Annotated in this window: 20 protein-coding genes and 1 tRNA gene; 16 read left to right on the top strand and 5 right to left on the bottom strand. The window is 70.4% G+C overall.

From position 1 onward, the window contains the following. Positions 1–104 precede the first annotated feature (104 nt). From PKE85_RS04800 to PKE85_RS04745, 12 genes are all read left to right on the top strand, one after another. Positions 105–671, top strand: a complete 567-nt coding sequence (locus PKE85_RS04800; RefSeq protein ID WP_271203637.1) for a ubiquinol-cytochrome C chaperone family protein — start codon at positions 105–107, stop codon at positions 669–671. Continuing rightward, positions 668–1,201, top strand: a complete 534-nt coding sequence (locus tag PKE85_RS04795; RefSeq protein WP_271203636.1) for a YceD family protein — start codon at positions 668–670, stop codon at positions 1,199–1,201. Before PKE85_RS04800 ends, PKE85_RS04795 begins: the two co-directional genes overlap by 4 nt. A 119-nt stretch (positions 1,202–1,320) precedes the next feature. Further along, positions 1,321–2,403, top strand: a complete 1,083-nt coding sequence (plsX, locus tag PKE85_RS04790; protein WP_271203635.1) for a phosphate acyltransferase PlsX — start codon at positions 1,321–1,323, stop codon at positions 2,401–2,403. Further along, positions 2,400–3,377: a beta-ketoacyl-ACP synthase III gene (locus PKE85_RS04785; protein WP_271203634.1), complete on the top strand. Its 978-nt coding sequence runs from the start codon at positions 2,400–2,402 to the stop codon at positions 3,375–3,377. The genes plsX and PKE85_RS04785 overlap by 4 nt, the downstream gene beginning before the upstream one ends. Positions 3,378–3,518: 141 nt before the next feature. Continuing rightward, entirely contained in the window at positions 3,519–3,863 is a 345-nt protein-coding gene (locus tag PKE85_RS04780) for an integration host factor subunit alpha (RefSeq protein ID WP_271203633.1), read from the top strand. Continuing rightward, positions 3,860–4,519, top strand: coding sequence for a MerR family transcriptional regulator (locus PKE85_RS04775; protein WP_271203632.1), 660 nt, complete (start codon positions 3,860–3,862; stop codon positions 4,517–4,519). Before PKE85_RS04780 ends, PKE85_RS04775 begins: the two co-directional genes overlap by 4 nt. 126 nt (positions 4,520–4,645) lie before the next feature. After that, positions 4,646–6,577, top strand: coding sequence for an autotransporter assembly complex protein TamA (locus PKE85_RS04770; RefSeq protein ID WP_271203631.1), 1,932 nt, complete (start codon positions 4,646–4,648; stop codon positions 6,575–6,577). Between the two features lie 118 nt (positions 6,578–6,695). Then, a complete protein-coding gene (locus PKE85_RS04765) occupies positions 6,696–12,566 on the top strand; it encodes a translocation/assembly module TamB domain-containing protein (protein WP_271203630.1) in 5,871 nt (1,956 codons plus the stop codon). After that, positions 12,554–12,922, top strand: coding sequence for an Hpt domain-containing protein (locus PKE85_RS04760; RefSeq protein WP_271203629.1), 369 nt, complete (start codon positions 12,554–12,556; stop codon positions 12,920–12,922). The genes PKE85_RS04765 and PKE85_RS04760 overlap by 13 nt, the downstream gene beginning before the upstream one ends. A gap of 63 nt (positions 12,923–12,985) precedes the next feature. After that, positions 12,986–13,786, top strand: a complete 801-nt coding sequence (locus tag PKE85_RS04755; protein WP_271203628.1) for a hypothetical protein — start codon at positions 12,986–12,988, stop codon at positions 13,784–13,786. Between the two features lie 142 nt (positions 13,787–13,928). Beyond that, positions 13,929–14,462, top strand: coding sequence for an SRPBCC family protein (locus PKE85_RS04750; RefSeq protein WP_271203627.1), 534 nt, complete (start codon positions 13,929–13,931; stop codon positions 14,460–14,462). A gap of 11 nt (positions 14,463–14,473) precedes the next feature. Next, positions 14,474–15,421, top strand: coding sequence for a YVTN family beta-propeller repeat protein (locus PKE85_RS04745; protein ID WP_271203626.1), 948 nt, complete (start codon positions 14,474–14,476; stop codon positions 15,419–15,421). 6 nt (positions 15,422–15,427) lie between these two features. On the opposite strand, the gene PKE85_RS04740 is transcribed toward PKE85_RS04745, so the two are convergent. The 3 genes from PKE85_RS04740 to PKE85_RS04730 form a co-directional block, all read right to left on the bottom strand. Next, entirely contained in the window at positions 15,428–15,805 is a 378-nt protein-coding gene (locus PKE85_RS04740) for a response regulator (protein ID WP_271203625.1), read from the bottom strand. A gap of 73 nt (positions 15,806–15,878) precedes the next feature. Then, positions 15,879–16,151: a hypothetical protein gene (locus tag PKE85_RS04735; RefSeq protein ID WP_271203624.1), complete on the bottom strand. Its 273-nt coding sequence runs from the start codon at positions 16,149–16,151 to the stop codon at positions 15,879–15,881. Between the two features lie 104 nt (positions 16,152–16,255). Continuing rightward, positions 16,256–16,435 carry a hypothetical protein gene (locus tag PKE85_RS04730; RefSeq protein WP_271203623.1) on the bottom strand — a complete coding sequence of 60 codons (180 nt, stop codon included), beginning with the start codon at positions 16,433–16,435 and terminating at the stop codon, positions 16,256–16,258. A 434-nt stretch (positions 16,436–16,869) separates the two neighbouring features. On the opposite strand from PKE85_RS04730, the gene PKE85_RS04725 reads away from it, so the two are divergent. Continuing rightward, positions 16,870–17,115 (top strand): hypothetical protein, encoded by a 246-nt coding sequence (locus tag PKE85_RS04725; protein ID WP_271203622.1) that lies wholly within the window; start codon positions 16,870–16,872, stop codon positions 17,113–17,115. Between the two features lie 150 nt (positions 17,116–17,265). Here the strand turns inward: PKE85_RS04725 and PKE85_RS04720 are convergent. Further along, a tRNA-Ser gene (locus PKE85_RS04720) sits at positions 17,266–17,357 on the bottom strand. A 111-nt stretch (positions 17,358–17,468) separates the two neighbouring features. Further along, a complete protein-coding gene (locus PKE85_RS04715) occupies positions 17,469–17,735 on the bottom strand; it encodes an SEL1-like repeat protein (protein WP_271203621.1) in 267 nt (88 codons plus the stop codon). A 425-nt stretch (positions 17,736–18,160) separates the two neighbouring features. On the opposite strand from PKE85_RS04715, the gene PKE85_RS04710 reads away from it, so the two are divergent. The 3 genes from PKE85_RS04710 to PKE85_RS04700 all read left to right on the top strand — a co-directional run bounded on the left by PKE85_RS04710 (position 18,161) and on the right by PKE85_RS04700 (position 21,763). Beyond that, positions 18,161–18,463, top strand: a complete 303-nt coding sequence (locus PKE85_RS04710; protein ID WP_271203620.1) for an FAD assembly factor SdhE — start codon at positions 18,161–18,163, stop codon at positions 18,461–18,463. 299 nt (positions 18,464–18,762) lie between these two features. Further along, positions 18,763–20,310, top strand: coding sequence for a 2-isopropylmalate synthase (locus PKE85_RS04705; protein ID WP_271203619.1), 1,548 nt, complete (start codon positions 18,763–18,765; stop codon positions 20,308–20,310). A gap of 475 nt (positions 20,311–20,785) precedes the next feature. Next, positions 20,786–21,763, top strand: coding sequence for a tripartite tricarboxylate transporter substrate binding protein BugD (locus tag PKE85_RS04700; protein WP_271203618.1), 978 nt, complete (start codon positions 20,786–20,788; stop codon positions 21,761–21,763). Positions 21,764–21,768: the final 5 nt, after the last annotated feature.

Raw genomic sequence — 21,768 nt, 5'->3', positions numbered from 1 at the left:
CGTCCCCAAGCTTGCGCCCTCGCCGCACTTGGCGTACCTCGCGAAAGAGCCCAGTTCAACAGGCGGACGCGATCCGCGGCCTCCGTTCGCGTCGGGTGAGGGCCATGATCTTCGCGCTGTTTCGCCGAAAGCCGGACGAGGACCGCGCCCGCGCGGTCTACGCCGACGTGGTGGCGGCGGCCCGGCGTCCCGAATTCTACCGCGATCTCGGCGTTCCCGACACGCCGGTCGCCCGGTTCGAGCTGATCGCGCTGCACGCCGCGCTGGTGATGCGGCGGCTGCGCGCGATCGACGGCGGCGCCCGGATTTCGCAGGGTCTGCTGGACGTCATGGTCGAGGACATCGAGGATTCCCTTCGCGAAATCGGCGTCGGAGACCCCTCGGTCCCGAAGCGGGTGAAGGCGCTGGTGGGCGGCTTCTACGCCTCGGCGCAGGGGCTCGACGCGGCGCTGTCGCCCTCGCCCGACCCCGTGGCGCTTGCGTCCCTCGTCGCCCGGCGCGTCTACGGCGTCTCGCATGAGATTCTGGACGACGCGCAGGGCGCGCTCGCCGCCTATGTGATCGCCTGCGACATGGCGCTCGCCGATCAATCCGACGCCGGGGTGGCGGCCGATGGTCCCGCCTTCCCGCCGGTGCCGCCCAAAAACTCTCCGGAGGGAGCTTCCGCGTGACCGAAACCGATTCGCCGTTCTCCCGTCCGCTTGTCGTCGCCACCGTTCCGCCGGAGGGGATCGACGTGGACGTCGTCGCGACCGAGGAGGAGCGCGCGGCGCTCGCCGCCCTCAACGACGCGCCGGAGATCGGCCGGCTGGAGGCGAAGCTGCACGCGCGGCCGTTCGGCGTGGCGGGAATCGCGGTCACGGGGCGCATTTCCGCCGAGGTGACGCGGATCTGCGTCGTGTCGCTGGAGCCGTTCCCGACTGAGGTGGAGGAGACGATCTCGGTGCGGTTCCTGCCGGCCGAAGCGCTGCCGCAGGGCCAGCCCGGCGAGGAGATCGAGCTTCCCGAGCACGATCTGCCGGATCCTTACGCGGACGGCGTGATCGACCTCGGCGCCGTGGTCAGCGAGTTCCTGACGCTCGGCCTTGATCCCTATCCCCGCAAGCCCGGCGCGGCCCTGCCGGCGGGCGCCGGGAGCGGGGAGGGCGTGTCGCCCTTCGCCGCGCTGTCGCGCCTGAAAGCGGTCGACAGCGACGATTGATCCCTCCCGCTCCGGCGCGGAAGGGTTGCCACGGCCCGGACAGACGCTATGGTCCCGCCGCCTGAGCCGGGCCGTTCCAACGCCCGCGCGGAACCCAAGGATCGCCGGTCGCACGCTCCATGACAGACAATGTCCGCATCGCGCTTGACGCCATGGGGGGCGATCACGGCCCCGCCGTCGTGGCGGCCGGCGCCGCGATCGCGCTCAAGCGCCGTCCCGATCTCAGCTTCGTCTTCGTCGGCGACGAAAGCCTCGTCGCGCCGCAGCTCGACGCGCATCCCGCGCTGAAGGCGGTGTCGGAGATCCGGCACACCGACGTCGCCGTGCGCATGGACGACAAGCCGAGCGTGGCGCTGCGCAAGGGACGCTACAAGTCCTCCATGTGGCTGGCGCTTGAGGCGGTGAAGGACGGCTCCGCCCACGCCGCCGTCTCCGCCGGCAACACCGGCGCGCTGATGGCCATGTCCCGCTTCTGCCTGCGCATGATGGCGGATGTGGAGCGCCCCGCCATCGCCGCCATGTGGCCGACGCTGCGCGGCGAGAGCATCGTGCTGGACGTGGGCGCCACCATCGGCGCGGACGCCCGCCAGCTGGTGGATTTCGCGGTCATGGGCTCCGCCATGGCCCGCATCCTGTTCGACATCGAGCGCCCGACCGTGGGCCTGCTCAACGTGGGCGTCGAGGAGATCAAGGGCGTCGAGCAGGTGAAGGAAGCCGCCCGCCTGCTGCGCGAGGACCCGTTCCCGAGCATCGACTTCCGCGGCTTCGTCGAAGGCGACGATCTCGGCAAGGGCACCGTGGACGTGGTGGTGACCGAGGGCTTCGCCGGGAACATCGCGCTCAAGACCGCGGAGGGCACCGCCCGCCAGCTCGCCTCCTACCTGCGCTCCGCCATGGGGCGCACCTGGCTGTCGAAGCTCGGCTACCTGCTCGCCCGCTCGGCTTTCGACACGCTGAAGGAAAAGATGGACCCCAGCAAGGTGAACGGCGGCGTGTTCCTCGGTCTCGAGGGCGTCGTGATCAAGAGCCACGGCGGCGCCGACGCGGAGGGCTTCGCCTCCGCCGTCGAGGTCGGTTACGAGATGGCCCGCTACGACCTCATCTCCAAGATCCGCCAGGGCATGGCGCACGAGAGCGACGGCCCCTACGTGGCGGACGCCGCCGGCGCCGAGATGCAGCGTCTCGCGGGAGCGACGCCGTGACCGCGCTCCGCTCCGTCGTGCGGGGCTGCGGCTCCTATCTGCCCGCCGAAACGCTGACCAACGCCGAACTGGCGAAGACGGTCGACACCTCCGACGAGTGGATCGTCCAGCGCACCGGCATCCGCGAGCGCCATGTGGCGGCGCCCGGCGAGATGACGTCGGATCTGGCGGTGGCCGCCGCCCGCGCGGCGCTGGCCGACGCCGGCATGGACGCCTCCGAGATCGACCTGATCGTGCTCGCCACCGCGACGCCCGACTACACCTTCCCCGCCACCGCCACCACGGTGCAGGCGGCGCTCGGCATCACCCACGGCTTCGCCTTCGACGTGCAGGCGGTGTGCTCGGGCTTCCTCTACGCGCTCACCGTGGCCGACAAGTTCCTGATCTCCGGCCAGCACAGGAAGGCGCTGGTGATCGGCGCCGAGACCTTCTCGCGCATCCTGGACTGGACCGACCGCACCACCTGCGTGCTGTTCGGCGACGGCGCGGGCGCCGTGGTGCTGGAGGCGCAGGAGCAGCCGGGCCTCGCCTCGGACCGGGGCCTGATCACTTCGCACCTGCGGTCCGACGGCCGGCATCGCGGCAAGCTGTTCGTGGACGGCGGCCCGTCCTCCACCGGCACGGTCGGCCATCTGCGCATGGAGGGCCGCGAGGTGTTCCGCCACGCGGTCGGCATGATCACCGACGTGATCGAGGCCGCCTTCGCCGCAACCGGGGAAAGCGCCGAGAGCATCGACTGGTTCGTGCCGCATCAGGCCAACCGCCGCATCATCGACGCCAGCGCGTCGAAGCTCGGCATCGCGCCCGAAAAGGTGGTGCTGACCGTGGACGTGCACGGCAACACCTCCGCGGCGTCGATCCCGCTCGCGCTCGCCGCCGCGCGCCACGACGGGCGCATCAAGGACGGCGATCTGGTGCTGCTGGAGGCCATGGGCGGCGGCTTCACCTGGGGCGCGGCGCTGCTGCGCTGGTGATCTAAAGACAAATTCTCCTTTTGCATCTGGCCGGCGACATTGACCGTCGCCTGTCAGGCACTTAGCCTTCGCGCACTCGAACGCGGGGCTTAAGATCGGCGCGTCGGCGCGGAGGCGGTCGAGAAGTCGTGGGGAGCTGAAATGACTGGGCGCACGGTGACGCGCGCGGATCTGTGCGAGGCGGTCTATCAAAAGGTAGGCCTCTCGCGCACCGAGTCCGCTGCGCTCGTGGAGATGGTTCTGAGCGAGATCGCGGATTGCCTGGAGAAGGGCGAGACCGTGAAGCTGTCCTCCTTCGGCTCGTTCGTGGTGCGCGAGAAGGGTTTGCGCGTCGGCCGCAACCCGAAGAGCGGGCAGGAGGTTCCGATCCCGCCTAGGCGGGTGATGGTGTTCAAGCCGTCCAACATCCTGAAGGCCCGCATCAACGGGATCGAGCCTGAGGCCGAAGAGGCCGAGCCCAAGCGGCGCAAGAACGGCGCGGCGTGACGGACGACGGACGGCCGGGCGCGGAAAAAGGGCCGGACGCCTTCCGCACGATCAGCGAGGTCGCGGACGATCTCGGCGTGCCCCAGCACGTGCTGCGCTTCTGGGAGACGCGCTTTCCCCAGATCAGGCCCATCAAGCGGGGCGGCAACCGGCGCTACTACCGGCCGAACGACGTCGATCTGCTGCGCGGCGTCAAGCATCTGCTCTACGGCGAGGGCTACACCATCCGCGGCGTTCAGCGCATCCTGCGCGAGCAGGGCCAGCGCCGGGTGGCGGGCTACGCCGATGGCGGCGCGCCGGCGCCCGAGCCCGAGGATATGGATCGCCCGGACGACGCGCCCGCCGAGCGGAGCGAGCCGCGGTTCGAGCCGGAGGCGGAGACGGTTTCCACGCCCGAGCCGCCCATGGTCGCCCGGCGCGATCTGGCGGGGCCGCTGAGCGGGCCGGAGATGTGGGCGCCCCAGCGCCGCGTCGCGCCGCAGTCCTTCGTCCCGCCGGCGGAACCATCTCAGGCCGAAGCCGCCGCGCCCGCCGATGACGGAAATGGCGCTGCGGCGAACGCCGGCCCGTCGCTGGCGCCGGAGCAGGTGAAGCGACTGCGCGCCGCGCTTCTCGAGCTCGACGCGTGCCGCCGCATCCTCGAAGAACGGTTGTGACGCTCTACAATCCGGGGCACAGGGGTGGCGTCGCCGCTCGTTAACCGGATATGAGGGGTATCTGGGGAGAGATGCGGCGGATGGTGTGGAGTTCGAGCGTTGCGTAGACGAAGCCCCCAACCCGGCATGCGCGGAGCGCTGCTGGCAGGAGCAGCCTGCCTGACGTTCGGCTCGATCCAGGCGCTGGCCCAGGGCCCGGCGCCGGACAGCCCGGCCAAGGCCGCGGCCGCCGCCGTCGTCCCCGGAGTGCCCTACGTCACCAGCGTCGTGGTGGACGGCGGCGATTCGGCCGTCGAGAAGATCGCCGCCGAAACCTCCAGCCTCAAGTCGCTGGAGAAGGACCCGCCGCCCGGTCCTCCGGGCCTCGTGGGCCGCGCCAAGCTCGACATCGAACGCATCACCGCAGCCATGATGGCGACCGGCCGCTACGGCGCGGCGGTGGACGTCACCGCAGCCGGCGTGTCGGTCAGCTCGCCTTCCGCGCCGGACGTCGTCCAGCGCGCGGCGCGGCCGGTGCCGATGGTCATCCGCATTCAGCCGGGGCCGGTGTTCACGGTCGGCCGCGTGCAGATTCTGGCGGCCGATCGCGGCCCGCACCGCCCGTCCGCCATCCGCCCCGAAGAGGTGGGCCTCAAGACCGGCGAGCCGGCGCCCTCGGGCGTGGTGTTCGCGGCCGAGGCCAGGATCGTCGACCGGCTGAGGGGCGAGGGCTTTCCCTTTGCGCGGATCGCCAACCGCGAAGCGGTGGCCGACCACGCCCGCAAGCAGCTCGACGTGACCATCAACGTGGCCTCCGGCCTGCGCGCGCCGTTTGGCGAGGTGGTGGTGCGCGGCACGAGGGAGGTCGACCCCAAGGTGGTGCGCGGCCGCGTGCCGTTCGATTCCGGCGACCGTTACGATCCGAAGAAGGTGGCCGAGCTGCGCGACGAGCTCGCCAAGCTCGACGTGTTCTCCTCGATCCGGGTGAAGGAGGGCGACGGCCCCGACGCGCAGGGTCGCGTGCCGGTCTACATCGACGTGGAGGAGAAGAAGTTCCGCTACGTGGGCGCCGCCGCCAAATACGGCACCACCGAGGGCGCGAGCCTCAACGCCTACTGGGGCCACCGCAACCTGTTCGGCGGCGCGGAGAAGTTCCGCATCGAGGCGACCACCGCGCGCCTCATCAGCAACGATCCGCAGAACTACGAGTACAGCCTCAAGACCTCGTTCGAGAAGCCGGGCATCTGGACCGGCTTCGACGACCTGCTGATCGACGTGGAGGCCATGCGCGAGCGGCCCGACGCCTACTGGCGCGACGGCGCCCGGGCGGCGGTGGCGGTGCGGCGGCGCATCTCCAGCCAGTTCTCGGCCCAGGTCGGGCTCGAGGTGGAGGGCTCCAGCATCCGCGACACCTTCGGGGAGCGCGAGTTCGTGCTGGTGGGCGCGCCCATGAGCGCCACCTTCGACAACACCAACAGCAAGCTGGACCCGACCGAGGGCGTGCGGGCCACGCTGATCGCCGCGCCCTACTTCAACTCCGGCAAGGGCGCGTCCTCGATCAACATCTTCAAGGGCCAGGTCTCGACCTACTGGGGCTTCGACGACGCCGGCCGCTACGTGCTGGCGGGGCGCCTCGGCGCGGGCGCGATCGTGGGGCCGACGGCCACCGACGAGGTGCCCGCTAACCGGCGCTTCTTCGCCGGCGGCGGCGGCTCGATCCGCGGCTTCGCCTATCAGAACGCCAGCCCCAAATGCGATTCCCGCGCGCCGCGGCCGAAAAACGCCCTGCGCTGCGACGACGACCAGCCCATCGGCGGCCGCAGCCTGCTGGAGGCCTCCGCCGAGATGCGCATCAAGGTCACCGACACCATCGGCATCGTGCCCTTCGTCGACGCCGGCGCCGCCTTCGACAAGGCCTATCCGGACTTCGGCGAGGACATCCGCGTCGGCGCGGGCATCGGTCTGCGCTACTACACGGCGATCGGGCCGATCCGATTCGACGTGGCGACGCCGGTGGTCGGCAAGGACAAGAACGACCCGACGGTCGCCTTCTACGTCAGCGTCGGGCAGGCGTTCTGATCGCCGCCACGCGCAGCCTCGCGGTATTCTGGTGGGGTCCCGGCGTGCGCGGGCGAAGAACGTCGTATAGGGTGAATGCGCGTCGCGCGAGACGCGGCGGAGCAGGAAACGGGCGTCCATGGCCATTCTGAAGCGGGCACTCCTCGTTCTTCTCGTCCTGGCCCTGCTGCCTGTGCTGGCGCTGGGCGGCCTGTTCCTGTTCGCGAAGACCGACGCCGGCCTCGCCACCATCGCGAAGCTCATCACCACCTATGGCTCGTCGGAGGACCAGAAGGTCGCGGTCGGCGCCATCGAGGGTTCGTTCCCGTCCGACCTCACCCTGAAGGATGTGCGTCTCGCCGACCGCGACGGCCAGTGGCTGTCGATCGACAGCGCCCGCCTCGCCTGGTCGCCCATGGCGCTGATCGGCCGCAAGCTCGAGATCGACGCGGTGGAGGTCGGCCGGGTCGCGGTGGCCCGCGCGCCGATCACGCCGCCGTCCACCGAACCCGAGCCCGCCGCCGATCCCGACGCCCCGCTGATCCCCGAACTGCCCATCGAGATCGAGCTGCGGCGCTTCTCGCTGCAGGAGCTCGATCTCGCCGAGCCGCTGATCGGCGTGCCCGCCAAGCTGACCGCGCTCGCCTCGCTGACGCTGCGGGAGCCCGCGCAGGGGCTGGCGATGCAGTTCGACGTGAAGCGCACGGACGGGGTCGCCGGCCAGTTCAAGGGCGACGCCGCCTATGTGCCGGCCACCGACCGGATCAAGCTCTCGCTCAGGGGCGGGGAGCCTGCGGGCGGCCTCATCGCCCGCGCGGCGCAGATCCCCGGCCTGCCGCCCATCGACATCGGCGTCGACGGCGGCGGCACGCTGGACGCGCTGAAAGCCCAGGCGGTGGTGACCGCCGGCGACCGCGGCCGCATCGACGGCCAGTTCGACCTCGGCCGCTCGGGGACCGAGCGGGCGCTGAAATTCACCATGGAGGGCGACGTCGCCCGGCTGTTGCCGCCGGCCTATGCGGAGCTCGCCGCCGGCGGAACCCGCATCGCGGTGGACGCCGTCGTGCCCGACGCCGGCGCCATCCGCCTCAACAGCGTCACCGTGTCGGGCGCGGCGCTGAAGCTCGGCCTCACTGGCGCGGTGGACCCCGACGCGAAGACGCTGGACGTGGCCTACGACCTCAAGGCCGGCGAGGCGGCGCGGTTCGCGAGCCTGCTGCCGCCGGGCGTGGGCTGGGGGACGCTCGCCGTGAAGGGCACGGCCAGGGGTCCGTTCACCCAGCCGGTGGTGGCCGCCGCGCTGGACGGGACCGGGATCAACGCGCCGCAGGCGGGCGTAGACACTGCGCGTCTCACGCTCGACCTGACGCCGAACGGCCCGCTGAACGAGGCCGGCTCGCGCGTGTCGGCCAAGGCCTCCTTACGCGCCGGCGGCGTGCGCTTCGCCAACGACGCGCTGATGGCGGGCGTCGGGCGCGACCTGTCGCTCGACGCCGACGTGGACAGCGACCTCAACGGCGCCGCCACCGTGAAGCGCGCCGATCTGGCGCTCGGGCAGGCCCGGGCGTCCTATGTGGGCGACGTTTCGCCCGAGGCCGCCAAGGGCCGCGCCACGCTCGCGGCCCCCGACATCGCCATGTTCTCTGCGCTTGCGGGCCGCACGCTCGCTGGCGCCGTCGATCTCGCGGCCGACCTCGACCTCGCCTACGACCTGTCGCGGCTGAACGTGGCGCTGAAGGGCGGCGCGACGAACCTCGCCACCGGGATCGCGCAGGTGGACGGGCTGACCGGCGGCGAGGTCGCGATCGACGGCGGCCTGCGCCGGGCGGAGAACGGCGCCTTCGCCTTTGACGCTCTTAAACTCAATGGCCGGCATGTGCGCCTGACGGCGAACGGCTCCGCCACCGACCAGAACGCCGACGTGCGCATCGACGGCGAGATCGCCGATCTGGCCAAGGTGGACGAGCGCGCCCGGGGCCGCGCGCTACTGGACGCCGCCATCACCGGCAAGCTCGACGCGCTGGCGGTGAAGGCCGCGCTCTCCGTGCCGGACGGCTCGGCCATGCAGCGCCCGATCAAGGATCTGAAGGTGGAGGTGGACGCCACCGACGTCACCGGCGCGGTGGGCGGCGTGGTGCGTCTCGGCGGCTCGCTGGACGGCAAGCCCGTGACCGGCTCGGGGCGCCTCGTCACGCAAGCCGACGGCGTGCGCCGGGTGGAGGGGCTCGACCTCGCCATCGCCTCGACCACGGTGAAGGGCGACGTGGCGGTGACCCCGGAGGGCCTCGCCACCGGCCAGCTCGCCATCGGCGCGCCGGACCTGTCGCAGGTGGGGGCGCTGGCGCTGACGGAGCTTGCGGGCGGCTTCAGGAGCGATGTCGTTCTGTCGGTCGAGAACGGCGTGCAGCGGGCCGTGGTCAAGGCCGACGGGGCTGACATCATCGCGCCCGGCGCACGGGTGAAGAGCTTCGACGTGGCCGCCACGGTGTTCAATCCCGTGGGCAAGATCTCCATCGACGGCGTGGTGACGGCGAACGGATTGGCCGCCGGCGGCCAGCTCGTGGACACGCTGTCGCTGAAGGCGGTGGGCCAGCCCGACCGCATGGACGTGACCGCGGACGTGGCGGGCTTCGGCTCCGCGCTCTCCACCGCAGCTAGGGTGCTCTACGCGCCGGCGGCCACCGTGATCGAGCTGTCGAAGCTCGACCTCAAGGGCGGCGGCCAGACCGCGGCGCTCGCCCGTCCCGCCCGGGTGCGGGTGGTGGAGCAGACGGTGCTGTTCGACAGCTTCGCGCTCAAGACCGGCAAGGGCGGCGCGCTGGACGTGGCGGGAACCGCCGGCCCGACGCTCGATCTCGACCTCAAGCTGCGCGAGCTGCCGCTGGCGCTCGCCAACGCCTTCGCGTCCGAGCTCGGGCTTGCGGGCGAGCTGACGGCGAACGCCAAGGTCACGGGCGAAGCGTCTTCGCCGGTCGCTGTGTTCGACGTGCGCGGCAAGGACCTCTCGGCGGCGCAGACGCGCGCCGGCGGCATGCCGCCGCTGCAGGTGGCCTCCTCCGGCCGGTTCGAGAACCAGCGCGTCACCACGGAGACGGTGATCACCGGCGCGGAGCGGCTGCGCATCTCGGCGGTGGGCTCCGCCCCCGTGGGCGAGGGCGATCTGGACATGACGGTGCAGATCCGCGAGGCGCCGCTGTCGCTCGCCAACGGCTTCTCGCCGGGCCTCGGCCTCGCGGGCCTGCTGAACGGCGACGCCCGCATCGGCGGCCCCATCGCGGCGCCGCGCGGGACCTATCAGGCCCGGATCGACGGCTTCACCTCGGCGGTGGCGAAGGACGTTCCCGCCGTCACCATCGAGACCAAGGGCCGGCTCGAAGGCCTGCGCGTCACCACCGACACCGCGATCACCGGCGGCGGCGGTGTGCAGGCTGCGATCAAGGGCGTGGCCCCGCTCGGCGCCGGCGACGTGAACCTCGACGTGGCGATCGCCCAGCTTCCGCTGGCGCTCGCCAACGCCTTCGCGCCCTCGCTCGGCCTCGGCGGCGCGCTGTCCGGAACCGCCAAGGTCACCGGCCCGGTGACGGCGCCGACCGGCGACTACGACTTCAGGATCGCCGGCCTCACCGCCGCGCAGGCCAGGGGGGCGGGGCCGTTCGCAGTCACCGCCAAGGGCCGGCTCGCCGACCGCCGCGTCACCACCGACATGGCGGTGACGGGCTCGGGCCTGCGCCTGACCGCGCTCGGCTCCGCGCCGCTCGGGGCCGGCGATCTGGACCTCGCCGTCGCCGCCCGCGACGTGCCGCTGTCGCTCGCGAACGGCTTCGTGTCCGGTCTCGGCCTCGCGGGCAAGCTGAACGCCGACGCCAAGGTGGACGGCCCGCTCTCCGCGCCGCGCGCCGCCTACACGGCCAAGGTCACGGACTTCACCTCGTCCCAGGCGCGGGGCGTGCCGGGCGTCGCCATCGACAGCCGCGGCGGCTTCGCCGACAACCGGGTGACCACCGACACGGTGATCTCCGGCGGCGGCGGCGTGCGCGCCACCATCAAGGGTTCGGCGCCGGTCGGCGCGGGCGATCTCGACATGGACGTCGCGGTGGCGGCGCTGCCGCTCGCCATCGCCAACGCCTTCCAGCCCTCGCTCGGGCTCGGCGGCACGCTGCAGGGCGGCGCCAAGGTCACAGGGCCGGTGAGCGCGCCGAAGGGCGGCTACGACTTCAAGATCACGGGCCTGACGACCGCGCCGGCCAAGGGCGTGCCGCCGCTGCAGGTGACCACCAAGGGCGAGCTGGAGGGAACCCGCGTCACCACCACCACGCTCGTCACCGGCGCGGGCGGCATGCGGGTGAGCGCGGTGGGCTCCGCGCCGCTCGGGGCCGGCGATCTGGACATGACGGTGGAGCTGCGCTCGGTGCCGCTGGCGCTCGCCAACGGCTTCTCGCCGGGGTTGGGCGCGCAGGGCACGCTGCAGGGCGACGCCCGCGTCACCGGGCCGATCTCCGCGCCCCGGGGAACCTATTCGCTGAAGGTGTCGAGCCTCTCGACCATGCAGACCCGCAGCGCCGGCGTGCCGCAGGCCCAGATCGACTCCCGCGGCGAGCTGCAGGGCCAGCGGGTGACCACCAACACCACCGTCACCGGCGCGGGCGGCCTGCGCGTGACCGCGGCGGGTTCGGCGCCGCTGGGGCAGGGCAATCTTGACCTTGCGGTCAACGGCCGCGCGCCGCTCGCCTTCCTCAACGACACGCTGTCAGTCTCCGGCGACCGCATCGACGGCGCGGCGACCTTCGACGTGAAGGTGTCGGGCGCCACCTCGAACCCGGTGGTGAACGGCACGGCGCGGCTCGACAACGCTTCCTACTCCAACCGGGCGTCGGGGGTGCAGCTGCGCGGCATCCAGGCGCTGGTGGTGGCGAACGGGCCGAACATTGAAATCCGCACCCTGCGGGCCACCACCCGCAACGGCGGCTCGATCTCCGGCTCCGGCCGGGTCGCGGTCAATCCGGCCGCGGGCTTCCCCGGCGACATCCGGATCACCACCCAGAACGCCGAGGTGGTTGGCACCGACATCGTCACCGCCGTGGTGGACAGCGACCTCAGCCTGCGGGGGCCGCTGGCCCGGCGCCCGGTGGTGTCGGGGCGGATCAGCACGCGCTCGGTGGAAATCCAGATTCCGGACCGGTTGCCGGCGCAGTACACGCCGCTCGACGGCGTGCGCTACAGGAACGCGCCGGCCCGCATCCAGCGCCAGCTCAACGCCGCCAACGCCGGCAAGCGGGCGGGCGGAAAGGCCGAGGACGGCTTCGTCGCGACGCTCGACATCGACGTGCAGGCCAACAACCGCATCTTCATCCGCGGCATGGGCATGACGGCGGAGGCGGGCGGCCAGATCAAGCTCACCGGCACCTCGGCCAATCCCCAGCCGGTGGGCGCGTTCGAGCTGCGCTCCGGCCGTGGCCAGATCGTGGTCATCGGCCAGCGGCTGACCTTCACCCGCGGCTCGCTGTCCTTCGCGGGCGACCTCGACCCCACCATCGACTTCCTGGCGGAGACCCAGGCCAAGGACGTGACCGCGCAGGTGGTGGTGACCGGCACGGCCTCGCGGCCGCAGATCACCTTCACCTCCCAGCCGGCGCTGCCCACCGACGAGGTTCTGGCGCGCCTGCTGTTCAACAAGGCGGCGGGCGAACTGAGCGCCAGCGAGGCGCTGCAACTCGCCCAGGGCATCGCGCAATACACCTCCGGCGGCGGCGGGGCGCTGGAGAGCGTGCGCAAGAGCCTCGGCGTGGACGTGCTGGACGTGACCGCCGGCGACGGACAGGGCAGCGGGCCTTCGGTCGGCGTCGGCCGCTACATCTCCGACAACATCTATCTCGGGGTGAAGCAGGGCACGACGCCGGAATCCAGCAAGGTGACGGTGGACATCGACGTCACCAAGAACATCAAGGTGCAGGGCGAGACCGGCGCCGCCGGAAACAGCGCGGCCGGCGTCGCGGTGGAGTGGGACTACTGACCTCCGCCAGCGGAGACCGGGGCGCGCCGACCGACGACGCGCGGGCCAAGGTCGAGGCCGTGGTGGCCGCGGTGCGCCTCCGCCTGCTGGCGGAGCTGCCGGCCCGCCTGGACCGATGCGCCGGGCTGGCGCAGGCGGCCATGGTGGGAGATGGCGCGGCGGGCGCAGCGCTCCGGATCGAGCTTCACAGCCTGGCCGGCGCGGCCGCGACCGTCGGCCTGCGTGCGCTCGGGTCGCAGGCCCGGGCGCTGGAGGCGGAGGCGGTCGCCGCGTCGGAGACCGGTCTCTGGCCGGATGCGTTCCTCGACCGCCTCGGGGCGCTTTCCGGCCTCATAGGCGAATCACCGGATTGCTGACGCATCGAGGTTGAGTCACGCTGTTCCTGCTCGCGTGAGGCGGGCGTGGGGCGGCGGGATCAGGTGCGGACGGTCGTTGGGGGGCTTGCGTCGGCGCTTGCGCTGTTCGGGGCCGAGGCGCAGGGCGGAGCCTTCACCCAGCAGGCGGGCGAGGGGCAGGCGTTCCTGTCCGGCTACGCCAGCGAGGGCGCGGCCTATTACGACCGCCGGGGCCGGCTGACGCCGCGCGGGCGGTTCTCCAAGCGCGAACTCCAGCTCTATGTGGAATACGGCCTCACCGACGCCCTGACCCTGATCGGCGCCACGGCGCTGCAGCGCATCTCCTCCGCGGACGAGTACGAGACGTCGCGCCGGCGCGGTTTCGGCCGCACGGAGCTTGGCCTGCGGGCGCGGCTGTGGACCGACGGGCGCTGGGTGGTGTCCGCACAGGCGGCCGGCGCGCTCGCCGGGGCGAAGCGCGGCGACGGCTTCGCGGCGGTGGGCGAGGCCGATGACCAGCTCGACGCCCGCGTGCTGGTGGCGCGCAGCTTCGAGGCCTTCGGAGGGCACGGCTTTGCGGACGTGGCGGCAGGCTATCGCGCGCGGGCCGGCGATCCCGCCGACGAGGCGCGGATCGACGCCACGCTCGGATGGCGCAAACGCGGCTCGCGCGTGCTGTGGCTGGCGCAGAGCTTCAGCGCGATCGGCCTTGGACGCTGGAGCGGGCCCTATGGGCTGCGGCAGAGGGTGCATAAAGTTCAGACCGGCGCCCTGTATGATCTGACATCGCGATTTTTCGTGCATGCGTCGGGGTTTGCATCCGTTTATGGACGCGATTCCTTGGATGAGAAGGGCGCGATGGTGGGCGTCGGTTGCCGATTTTGACGGGTAAGGCGAAGGAACAAGTGCCTAAGGGCTTTATCCTGCTCTTCAGCTTTGGTTGTATGCGGCTCGCGGCCGCGTGAGGCCGAACGGCGCCCGCCGCAGCCCCCGCGGCGCCGGCGACCGCGATGGAAGGAAACAACCGATGAAATTCCAGCTTCTCGCCGCTTCCGCGGCGCTCGTGTTCGCCTTCGCCGGCGCGGCGGAGGCCCATGGGCCGACTCGCCAGAAGACCAGCCGCTCCATCGAGATCAGCGCGTCGCCGGACAAGGTCTGGAAGGTGGTGGGCGACTTCCAGGACGGCAGCTGGATTCCGGTGGTGGAGAAGACCGAGGGGCAGGGCGGCAACGACAAGGACGCCACCCGCACGCTCACCCTGAAGGATGGCGCGACGGTCAAGGAGACGCTGACCAAATACGACGCCGAGAAGATGACCTTCGCCTACCGCATCACTGAAGTGGACGTGAAGGTGCTGCCGGTCACCAACTATTCCTCGCACATCACCGTGACGGGCGAAGGCGACAAAGCCACCGTGACCTGGAACGGCGCCTTCTACCGCGGCTATCCCAACAACGATCCCCCGGCCGAGTTGAACGACGCCGCCGCCATCAAGGCGGTGGACGACCTGTATGACGCCAGCCTCAAGTCGCTGAAGGACAAGGTCGAGAAGGGAAGCTGAGCGGCGCGCCGATGCGCCGGCTTTCCGCCGCCGTCCTGGCGCTCGGCCTCACCGTCGCGGGCGCGGCCCGCGGCGACGAGGCCTTCGTCACCAACCAGACCGGCGACGACGTGACCGTGCTCGACCTCGCCGCCGGCCGCGTGGTGGCGACCATCCCCGTCGGCGGCAAGCCGGCGGGGGTGGCGGTGGCGCCGGACGGGGCGCGGGTCTATGTGACGAGCCCCGAGGGCAAGTACCTCACGGTGATCGACGCCGCGGCCCGCACGGTCGCGGCCCGCATCCCGCTGGAGGGCGGGCCTCTGGGGGTCGCGGTCCATCCGGACGGGCGCACGGTCTATGTGGCGGACTGGTACGCCGCCCATGTGCTGGCGGTCGATCCCGTCGCCGGGAAGATCACGGCGCGGTTCGAGGTGGGCGCCTCGCCGTCCGGGCTTGCGGTGACGCCCGACGGCGCGTTGCTGCTCTCGGCCGACCGGGATTCCAACCAGGTCTCGATCGTCGATCTGGCGTCAGGCCGTCGCATCGGGACAATCGCCGTGGGCGAGCGGCCGTTCGGCGTCACCCTCGATGCGGAGGGCCGGCGCGCCTACGTCGCCAATGTGGCCTCGAACGACGTCTCGGTGATCGACGTGGCCGCGCGCAAGGTGATCGGAACCGTGAAGGTGGGCGAACGGCCTTACATGGTGGCGCTTGCGGGCGGACGCGGCTTCGTCACCGACCAGTACGCCTCCCAGGTGACCGCGTTCGATCTCGCGACGCTCAGGCCGCTGAAGGAGATCGAGGTCGGGGAATATCCCGAGGGCGTCCAGGCGTCGGCCGACGGCCGCAAGATCTATGTGGCGAACTGGTTCGGCAACACCGTGAGCGTGATCGACGTCTCCGCCCTCACGGTCGAGGCGGAACACGCGGTCGGCGACGGTCCCCGCGCCTTCGGGACGTTCCTGCGAAGGACGCCGTGACGCGGCTCAAGCCGCGCCGGGCATAAAGGCGCGGACCTGGGCGGCGAGCGTCATCGGATCGAACGGTTTGGCGATGACGCCGACCGCGCCGAGCGCAAGGAGGCGTTCCACTTCGCGCTCCTGCGTCCGCGCGGTGACGAACACCACGGGCGTCGACGCTCCGTCTTCGCGCTGGCGCAGATGGGCGAACGTTGTCGGCCCGTCCATCGCTGGCATCATGACGTCAAGCAGGATGATGTGTGGGCGAAAATCCACCACCGCTTCAAGCGCCGAGCGCCCGGACGGCAAAAACAGGGCGGAAATGTCGAGGTCTAGACTGAGGGCAATTTTGACGACGTCGCGGATGTCATCGTCATCATCCACGTAGAGCACGCGCAGCGCCATATCGGAACGGTCGAGATCAGCCGAAAGCACCCTTAAACCTGTATCTGAGCGCCTTGACGCGCGCTTTTCGAGTTTACGCGATCGCGCCCATGGCGGTCCAGAGAATGGCGCCGGACATGAGGGCGAGACCCACCATGTCTCCGGTGAGCAACTGGCGCTCGATGGCGTTGTGGGGCGCGGTGTTCAGCAGCGCGTCATCCACGAAGTCCACGTCTTCGGAGGCGTCGACGCTCTCTGCTGCGGCGAGCCGGCCGTCCGATGCGCCCGTTGCTTCAAGGCGCGGGTCGACAGAGACGGTGATGGCGTTGTCGAGATCGGCGGACTGGACGGGGAAAACGTAAAACATGATGACTGCTCGGGCCTTGTCTATGCGCTTTGAACGCGCATGGCCCGAGGACGGTTCCAGCGATCGCTGAATTCTTCACGCTTTCTTCAGAACTGGCGCCGCGGTCAGGCCGGCTCGAGCGCGCCGTCGTCGATGAGGTGCTCCAGCGCGCCGATGGCGACTTCGAGGTCCGCGATCTTGCGCAGCGCGCCCTCGGAGGGGAGGGTGCGCGCCTTGGCGGCGGCGGCGAGGAGTTCGATCTGCGCGGCCTTCATGCGCTCAAGCAGGGCCTTGTAGTCTTCCATACGGGCGAACGTTCCTCAGTGGTGACGTCATGCGCTGCGGCGTTTGGGGGACGCGCTTCGTCGCCGCAGGTCGCCGCGGGCGGCCAAGACATGGCCGGAGCCGCGGAATCCGAACCCGCGATCCCTCATCCCCCAGTGCTCGGGCAGCAGCGGATAGGTACTCAGTTCTCCGCGCCTTGGCTACCCCCAAGCGGCGGAGTGGAGGGGGATTTGGACGGGCGTTTCTCTCCCCTGCCGTGTTCGTTGCTGTGATACCGGGTCCTGACCCAGCCCCATGCGCCGTGCTGGCGCGCGCGTGGGGCCAAGCGGGAAGCTGGTTCGCCTCGTGGGGCGAGGCTCGAGATGGGCGCCCTGGCCGCGGCCGACCTTCCCCATGACGCTTGTTCTTTTTTTGTTCTCGTGGAATCCATGGCCGATCAGACGGGAGATGGACCATGACACGACTGGCGGAGGCCGCCGAGCCGGCCGATGAGCTGCTTCTTGACGAGCGGCTGGCCGCGAAGGCGGCGGAGATCGAGGACTTGATCGCCCGCGCTCATGGCGATCCGAGGGCCGCCATCGGCGCGCTGTTGGTCGAGCTCGCGGAGATCGAGCGGGCGCGCGCGGAGGCCGATCGCGCGGCCTCCCTGGGCTACCGCCGCGGGCTGCAGCCGGAACGGCCGGCGCGAGGGGCCGCCTGAACGGCGTGAAAGAAGCCTATCGCAGCATATCCCTAACGGTGGGCCGCATTTGGCGCGCGTGGGCCGGCTAACAATGCGGGTAACATGAACCAGTCGGCGCAGCGCCGATTGGTTCGGGAATGAGTGGACAAATTAGGCTGTCGGGTAGGGTGGCGGAGACGGAGGGATTCGAACCCTCGAGACCCGTTTCCAGGTCTGCTCATTTAGCAAACGAGTGCCTTCAGCCTCTCGGCCACGTCTCCAGCGCCGCGAAGGGGTACACGCCGGCGTGGGCGTGGTCAACGTGAGTCGCGCGTTTCCATAGCGCAGGGCGGGCGCCCCAGAGGGCAGGGGCCTCGAGCGAGGCGGGCGGCTCAGTTCAGGCCGAGCCAGCGGCGGGCGGCGCGCTGGGCTTCGGCGATCTCCTCCGCCGTCATCTCAAGCGCCAGCTCCTTGCGCAGACGGGCGGCCTCCGCCACGCCCTCGCGGGCCGCGAGGTTGAACCACTTGTGCGCCTCGACCCTGTTCACCGGTACGGCGCGGCCGATCGCGTGCATCATGCCGAGCTGAAGCAGCACGGCGCCGGACGCCGCCGCGCCAAGCGCGCCGCAGTCCAGGGAAGACATGTCGTAACGGGCCATGACGTTCGTCCTTCATCCTGCAGGAGCCGCCCAGGTCTTGCCTCGGAGCGACTTGTGTCTGCGGGCGATCGTCTTGGCGTCGCCCTGTTGATCTGGAGGATGACCTCGATTGTCTATCTTTGGATTAAAAGTCGAAGTAAATGCCGCAGAAACACTATAAAATGCAACGTAAACGACGGATTTCGTTTACCTTGCGTCCGGTGAATTCTGAGGGGAAACGGCTGCATCCAATCCTGGCGAAGACCTGTTCCCATTCAGGAAGCGGAAACCACGCCGTGCGGTTTCACGGGAGAACGTCGCGGAAGGGCTGGACAGACGAGCGCCGGAACGGCGCGAGCCGCGCAGCTTTTGACGGGGGCTCCGCGCTTTGCGACAACGCCCGCTCATCTCCCGCCCGCTATCGCCAAGCCGTCGAGCCCCCGCCCATGACCGGAACCACCCGCAGCGTCGAAGGCCTCGATCCGCGCCGGCGCCGGGCGCTCTACCGCTCGTGGCGGCGCGGCACCCGTGAGATGGACCTGATCATGGGCCGGTTCGCCGACGCGGAGATCGACCGTTTGACGGCGGCCGAGCTCGATCTGTTCGAGGCGCTGATCGAGCGGCAGGACCGGGAGCTGTTCTCGTGGATCTCCGGAACCGAACCGGTGGCGCCGGAGTGCGACACGCAGGTGTTCGCGCGGCTGAAGGCGTTCCACGCCGCTTACCCCACCACCGAGCACATCGGCTGAGCGCCCTCCCGAAGCCCGTTGATCGGCGCGGGCGATGGGAGTAAAGCTGTCCGCGAACGACACTTCGGACAACGTCATGCGCGTGAGCGGCGGCATCTTCGCGGACCGGACGGCGGCCTCTTTGGCCGGCGCGTCTCCGCGCGCGTTCGCTCTCCGTCTGCTCCTTACGCGCCCCTGAGGGCCGGCCGGGCGAGCGCGCCTTGGCCCTCAGGGGAGGCGACGCCGGACCAGACCACCAGACGAAACGCGACGCCGCCCGGAGCGAAACCGCCCGCGGCGCGACCGAAGGACACCACATCATGACCACCACCGACCGCGTCGTCATTTTCGACACGACGCTGCGCGACGGCGAGCAGTGCCCCGGCGCCACCATGACCTTCGAGGAGAAGCTCGAGGTGGCGGCGCTGCTGGACCGCATGGGCGTCGACATCATCGAGGCGGGTTTCCCCATCGCCTCCAACGGCGACTTCGAAGCGGTGGCGGAGATCGCCCGCCGCACCCGGAACGCGGTGGTGGCCGGCCTCGCCCGCGCCATCCCGGCGGACATCGCCCGCTGCGGCGAAGCGGTGCGCTTCGCGCAGCGCCCGCGCATCCACACCTTCGTCTCCACCTCGCCGATCCATCTGCAGCACCAGATGCGCAAGACGGAAGAGCAGGTGCTGGAGATCATCGCCGCCACCGTGGCGCAGGCGCGCAACCTGGTGGACAACGTGGAGTGGTCCGCCATGGACGCCACCCGCACCGGCCACGAGTATCTGGCCCGCGCGGTGGAGACGGCGATCAAGGCCGGCGCCACCACCATCAACCTGCCGGACACGGTGGGCTACGCCACGCCGGACGAGTACCGCGCCATGTTCGTGGCCATGCGCGAGCGCGTGCCCGGCGCGGACAAGGTGACCTTCTCCACCCATTGCCATGACGACCTGGGGCTGGCGGTGGCGAACTCGCTGGCGGGCCTCGCCGGCGGTGCGCGGCAGATCGAATGCACCGTCAACGGCATCGGCGAGCGCGCGGGCAACGCGGCGCTGGAGGAGGTGGTGATGGCGCTGAAGACGCGCCGTGACGCGATGCCGTACGAGACCGGCGTGGAATCGACCCTGCTCACCCGCGCTTCGCGGCTGGTGTCGGCCGCCACGTCGTTCCCGGTGCAGTACAACAAGGCGATCGTGGGCAAGAACGCCTTCGCCCATGAGAGCGGCATCCACCAGGACGGGATGCTGAAGAACAACGAGACCTACGAGATCATGACGCCGGCGTCCGTGGGCGTGACCAAGACCTCGCTGGTCATGGGCAAGCATTCCGGCCGCGCCGCCTTCAAGGACAAGCTGAAAGCGCTGGGCTACGAGCTGGGCGAGAACGCGCTGCAGGACGCCTTCGCCCGGTTCAAGGATCTGGCCGACCGCAAGAAGCACGTCTACGACGAGGACATCGAGGCGCTGGTGGACAACCAGATCGGCGCGAGCGACGACCGCATCAAGGTGCTGTCGCTCACCGTCATCGCCGGCACCCTGGGCCCGCAGCAGGCGACGCTGACGCTGGACATCGACGACGTCCACACCACGGTGCAGGCCTCCGGCAACGGCCCGGTGGACGCGATCTTCAACGCCATCCGCCGCGTGGTTCCCCACGAGGCCAATCTGGCGCTGTTCCAGGTGCACGCCGTGACCGAGGGCACCGACGCCCAGGCCGAGGTCTCGGTGCGGCTGGAGGAGGGCGACAAGACCGTGACGGCGCGCGTGGCCGATCCGGACACGCTGGTCGCCGCCGCCAAGGCCTATGTGGCGGCGCTGAACAAGCTCGCCGCCAAGCGGCAGAAGCTGAACCCGCAGGCGGCGATCAGCGCCTGACGGTGGACGTGCGGGCGGTCCTTGGGCCTCCCTGCGATCCGCGAACGCCGCCGCGCGCCATGTATGAGCCGGTTTGAGGTGCGCGGAAGCGCGCGGTTCAAACTCCCGTTACGCCCGGAAGAGCCGGGCGTAACGTTCCTGGTCGGGTTTGGGAGCCCGACATTTCCGCCCCGGCATCCCCCGCGATGGCGCAGGCGATGCTTCCGCGCCGAGCCGCGGTTGAGTCTTTCGCCGGCGCCGTCGAAGCTTTTCCAAGCCTCGAAAGCGCTTGGCGCAACATATGGGAACCATCAACGTCCGCGTGATCACGGATGTTGATGGCATGCCAGCAATCCGTGTTGCCTTCGACCTTCGTATGACCCATAAGCGACCTAAGTCTCGGTCAATATGACGCGGGGCGCGTTAGACTGCCGGCGAAAAGTCATACCGCGGACAACGCGGACAATCGCCTCGCCGGGGGCGCGATGTGGGAGAGATGTCCATGCTGAAAGTTATGGCCGCCGCCGTGGCGGCTTTCGGGGTTCTTGCGGGCTCCGCCGTCGCCGATACCTATCCGTCCCGCCCGATCACGCTGGTGGTGCCGTTCTCCGCGGGCGGGCCGACCGATACGGTCAGCCGCCTTGTGGCGGAAGCCATGGGCAAGGACCTCGGCCAGCAGATCGTGATCGAGAACGTGGGCGGCGCCGGCGGCACGCTCGGCGCCGGCCGCGTCGCCAAGTCCGACCCCGACGGCTACACGCTGCTGCTGCACCACATCGGCATGGCCACCAGCGTGCCGCTGTACCGCAAGCTGCCCTACGACACGCTGAACGCGTTCGAATATGTCGGCCTTGTCACGGAAGTGCCGATGACCATCGTCGGCCGCGGCTCCCTGGAGCCGACCGACCTCAAGAGCCTGATCGACTACGTCAAGACCAACAAGGACACCGTGACCTACGCCAACGCCGGCGTCGGCTCGGCGTCGCATCTGTGCGGCCTGCTGTTCATGAGCCGACTGGAGACGCCGCTGACGACGGTGCCCTACAAGGGCGCTGGCCCGGCCATGACCGACCTCGTCGGCGGCCAGGTGGACTTCATCTGCGACCAGACCACCAACACCACGAGCCAGATCCGCGCCGGCAAGATCAAGGCCTACGCCGCCACGGTGAAGGAGCGGCTGGCCTCGCTGCCTGACATTCCGACCGCGGCGGAAGCCGGCCTGCCGGACTTCAACCTCACCGTCTGGCACGGCATGTACGCGCCGAAGGGCACGTCGCCCGAGATCGTCGCCAAGCTCACCGCCGCCCTGCAGAAGGCGCTGAAGGACCCGAACGTGGTGAAGCGCTTCGCCGACCTCGGCACCACGCCCTCCACCGAGGCCGAGGCCACGCCGGACGCGCTCAAGGCCAAGCTCGTGTCCGAGATCGAGCGCTGGACCCCGGTCATCAAAGCGGCCGGCGTTTACGCCGACTGATCCCA

Source organism: Methylopila jiangsuensis (genome assembly GCF_027922305.1).
Taxonomy (GTDB): Bacteria; Pseudomonadota; Alphaproteobacteria; order Rhizobiales; family Methylopilaceae; genus Methylopila; species Methylopila jiangsuensis.
Note: the sequence above shows the minus strand (reverse complement) of the source record. Positions and strands in the feature narration are given on the sequence as shown.

Excerpts from the sequence above, each read along its gene's own strand:
- PKE85_RS04705 (WP_271203619.1), top strand. The coding sequence starts at position 18,763 with ATGACCACCACCGACCGCGTCGTCATTTTCGACACGACGCTGCGCGAC.
- PKE85_RS04745 (WP_271203626.1), top strand. The coding sequence starts at position 14,474 with ATGCGCCGGCTTTCCGCCGCCGTCCTGGCGCTCGGCCTCACCGTCGCG.
- PKE85_RS04715 (WP_271203621.1), bottom strand. The coding sequence starts at position 17,735 with ATGGCCCGTTACGACATGTCTTCCCTGGACTGCGGCGCGCTTGGCGCG.
- PKE85_RS04740 (WP_271203625.1), bottom strand. The coding sequence starts at position 15,805 with ATGGCGCTGCGCGTGCTCTACGTGGATGATGACGATGACATCCGCGAC.
- PKE85_RS04710 (WP_271203620.1), top strand. The coding sequence starts at position 18,161 with ATGACCGGAACCACCCGCAGCGTCGAAGGCCTCGATCCGCGCCGGCGC.
- PKE85_RS04750 (WP_271203627.1), top strand. The coding sequence starts at position 13,929 with ATGAAATTCCAGCTTCTCGCCGCTTCCGCGGCGCTCGTGTTCGCCTTC.
- PKE85_RS04730 (WP_271203623.1), bottom strand. The coding sequence starts at position 16,435 with ATGGAAGACTACAAGGCCCTGCTTGAGCGCATGAAGGCCGCGCAGATC.
- PKE85_RS04700 (WP_271203618.1), top strand. The coding sequence starts at position 20,786 with ATGTCCATGCTGAAAGTTATGGCCGCCGCCGTGGCGGCTTTCGGGGTT.
- PKE85_RS04770 (WP_271203631.1), top strand. The coding sequence starts at position 4,646 with ATGCGCGGAGCGCTGCTGGCAGGAGCAGCCTGCCTGACGTTCGGCTCG.
- PKE85_RS04735 (WP_271203624.1), bottom strand. The coding sequence starts at position 16,151 with ATGTTTTACGTTTTCCCCGTCCAGTCCGCCGATCTCGACAACGCCATC.
- PKE85_RS04765 (WP_271203630.1), top strand. The coding sequence starts at position 6,696 with ATGGCCATTCTGAAGCGGGCACTCCTCGTTCTTCTCGTCCTGGCCCTG.
- PKE85_RS04800 (WP_271203637.1), top strand. The coding sequence starts at position 105 with ATGATCTTCGCGCTGTTTCGCCGAAAGCCGGACGAGGACCGCGCCCGC.
- PKE85_RS04780 (WP_271203633.1), top strand. The coding sequence starts at position 3,519 with ATGACTGGGCGCACGGTGACGCGCGCGGATCTGTGCGAGGCGGTCTAT.
- PKE85_RS04725 (WP_271203622.1), top strand. The coding sequence starts at position 16,870 with ATGACACGACTGGCGGAGGCCGCCGAGCCGGCCGATGAGCTGCTTCTT.
- plsX (WP_271203635.1), top strand. The coding sequence starts at position 1,321 with ATGACAGACAATGTCCGCATCGCGCTTGACGCCATGGGGGGCGATCAC.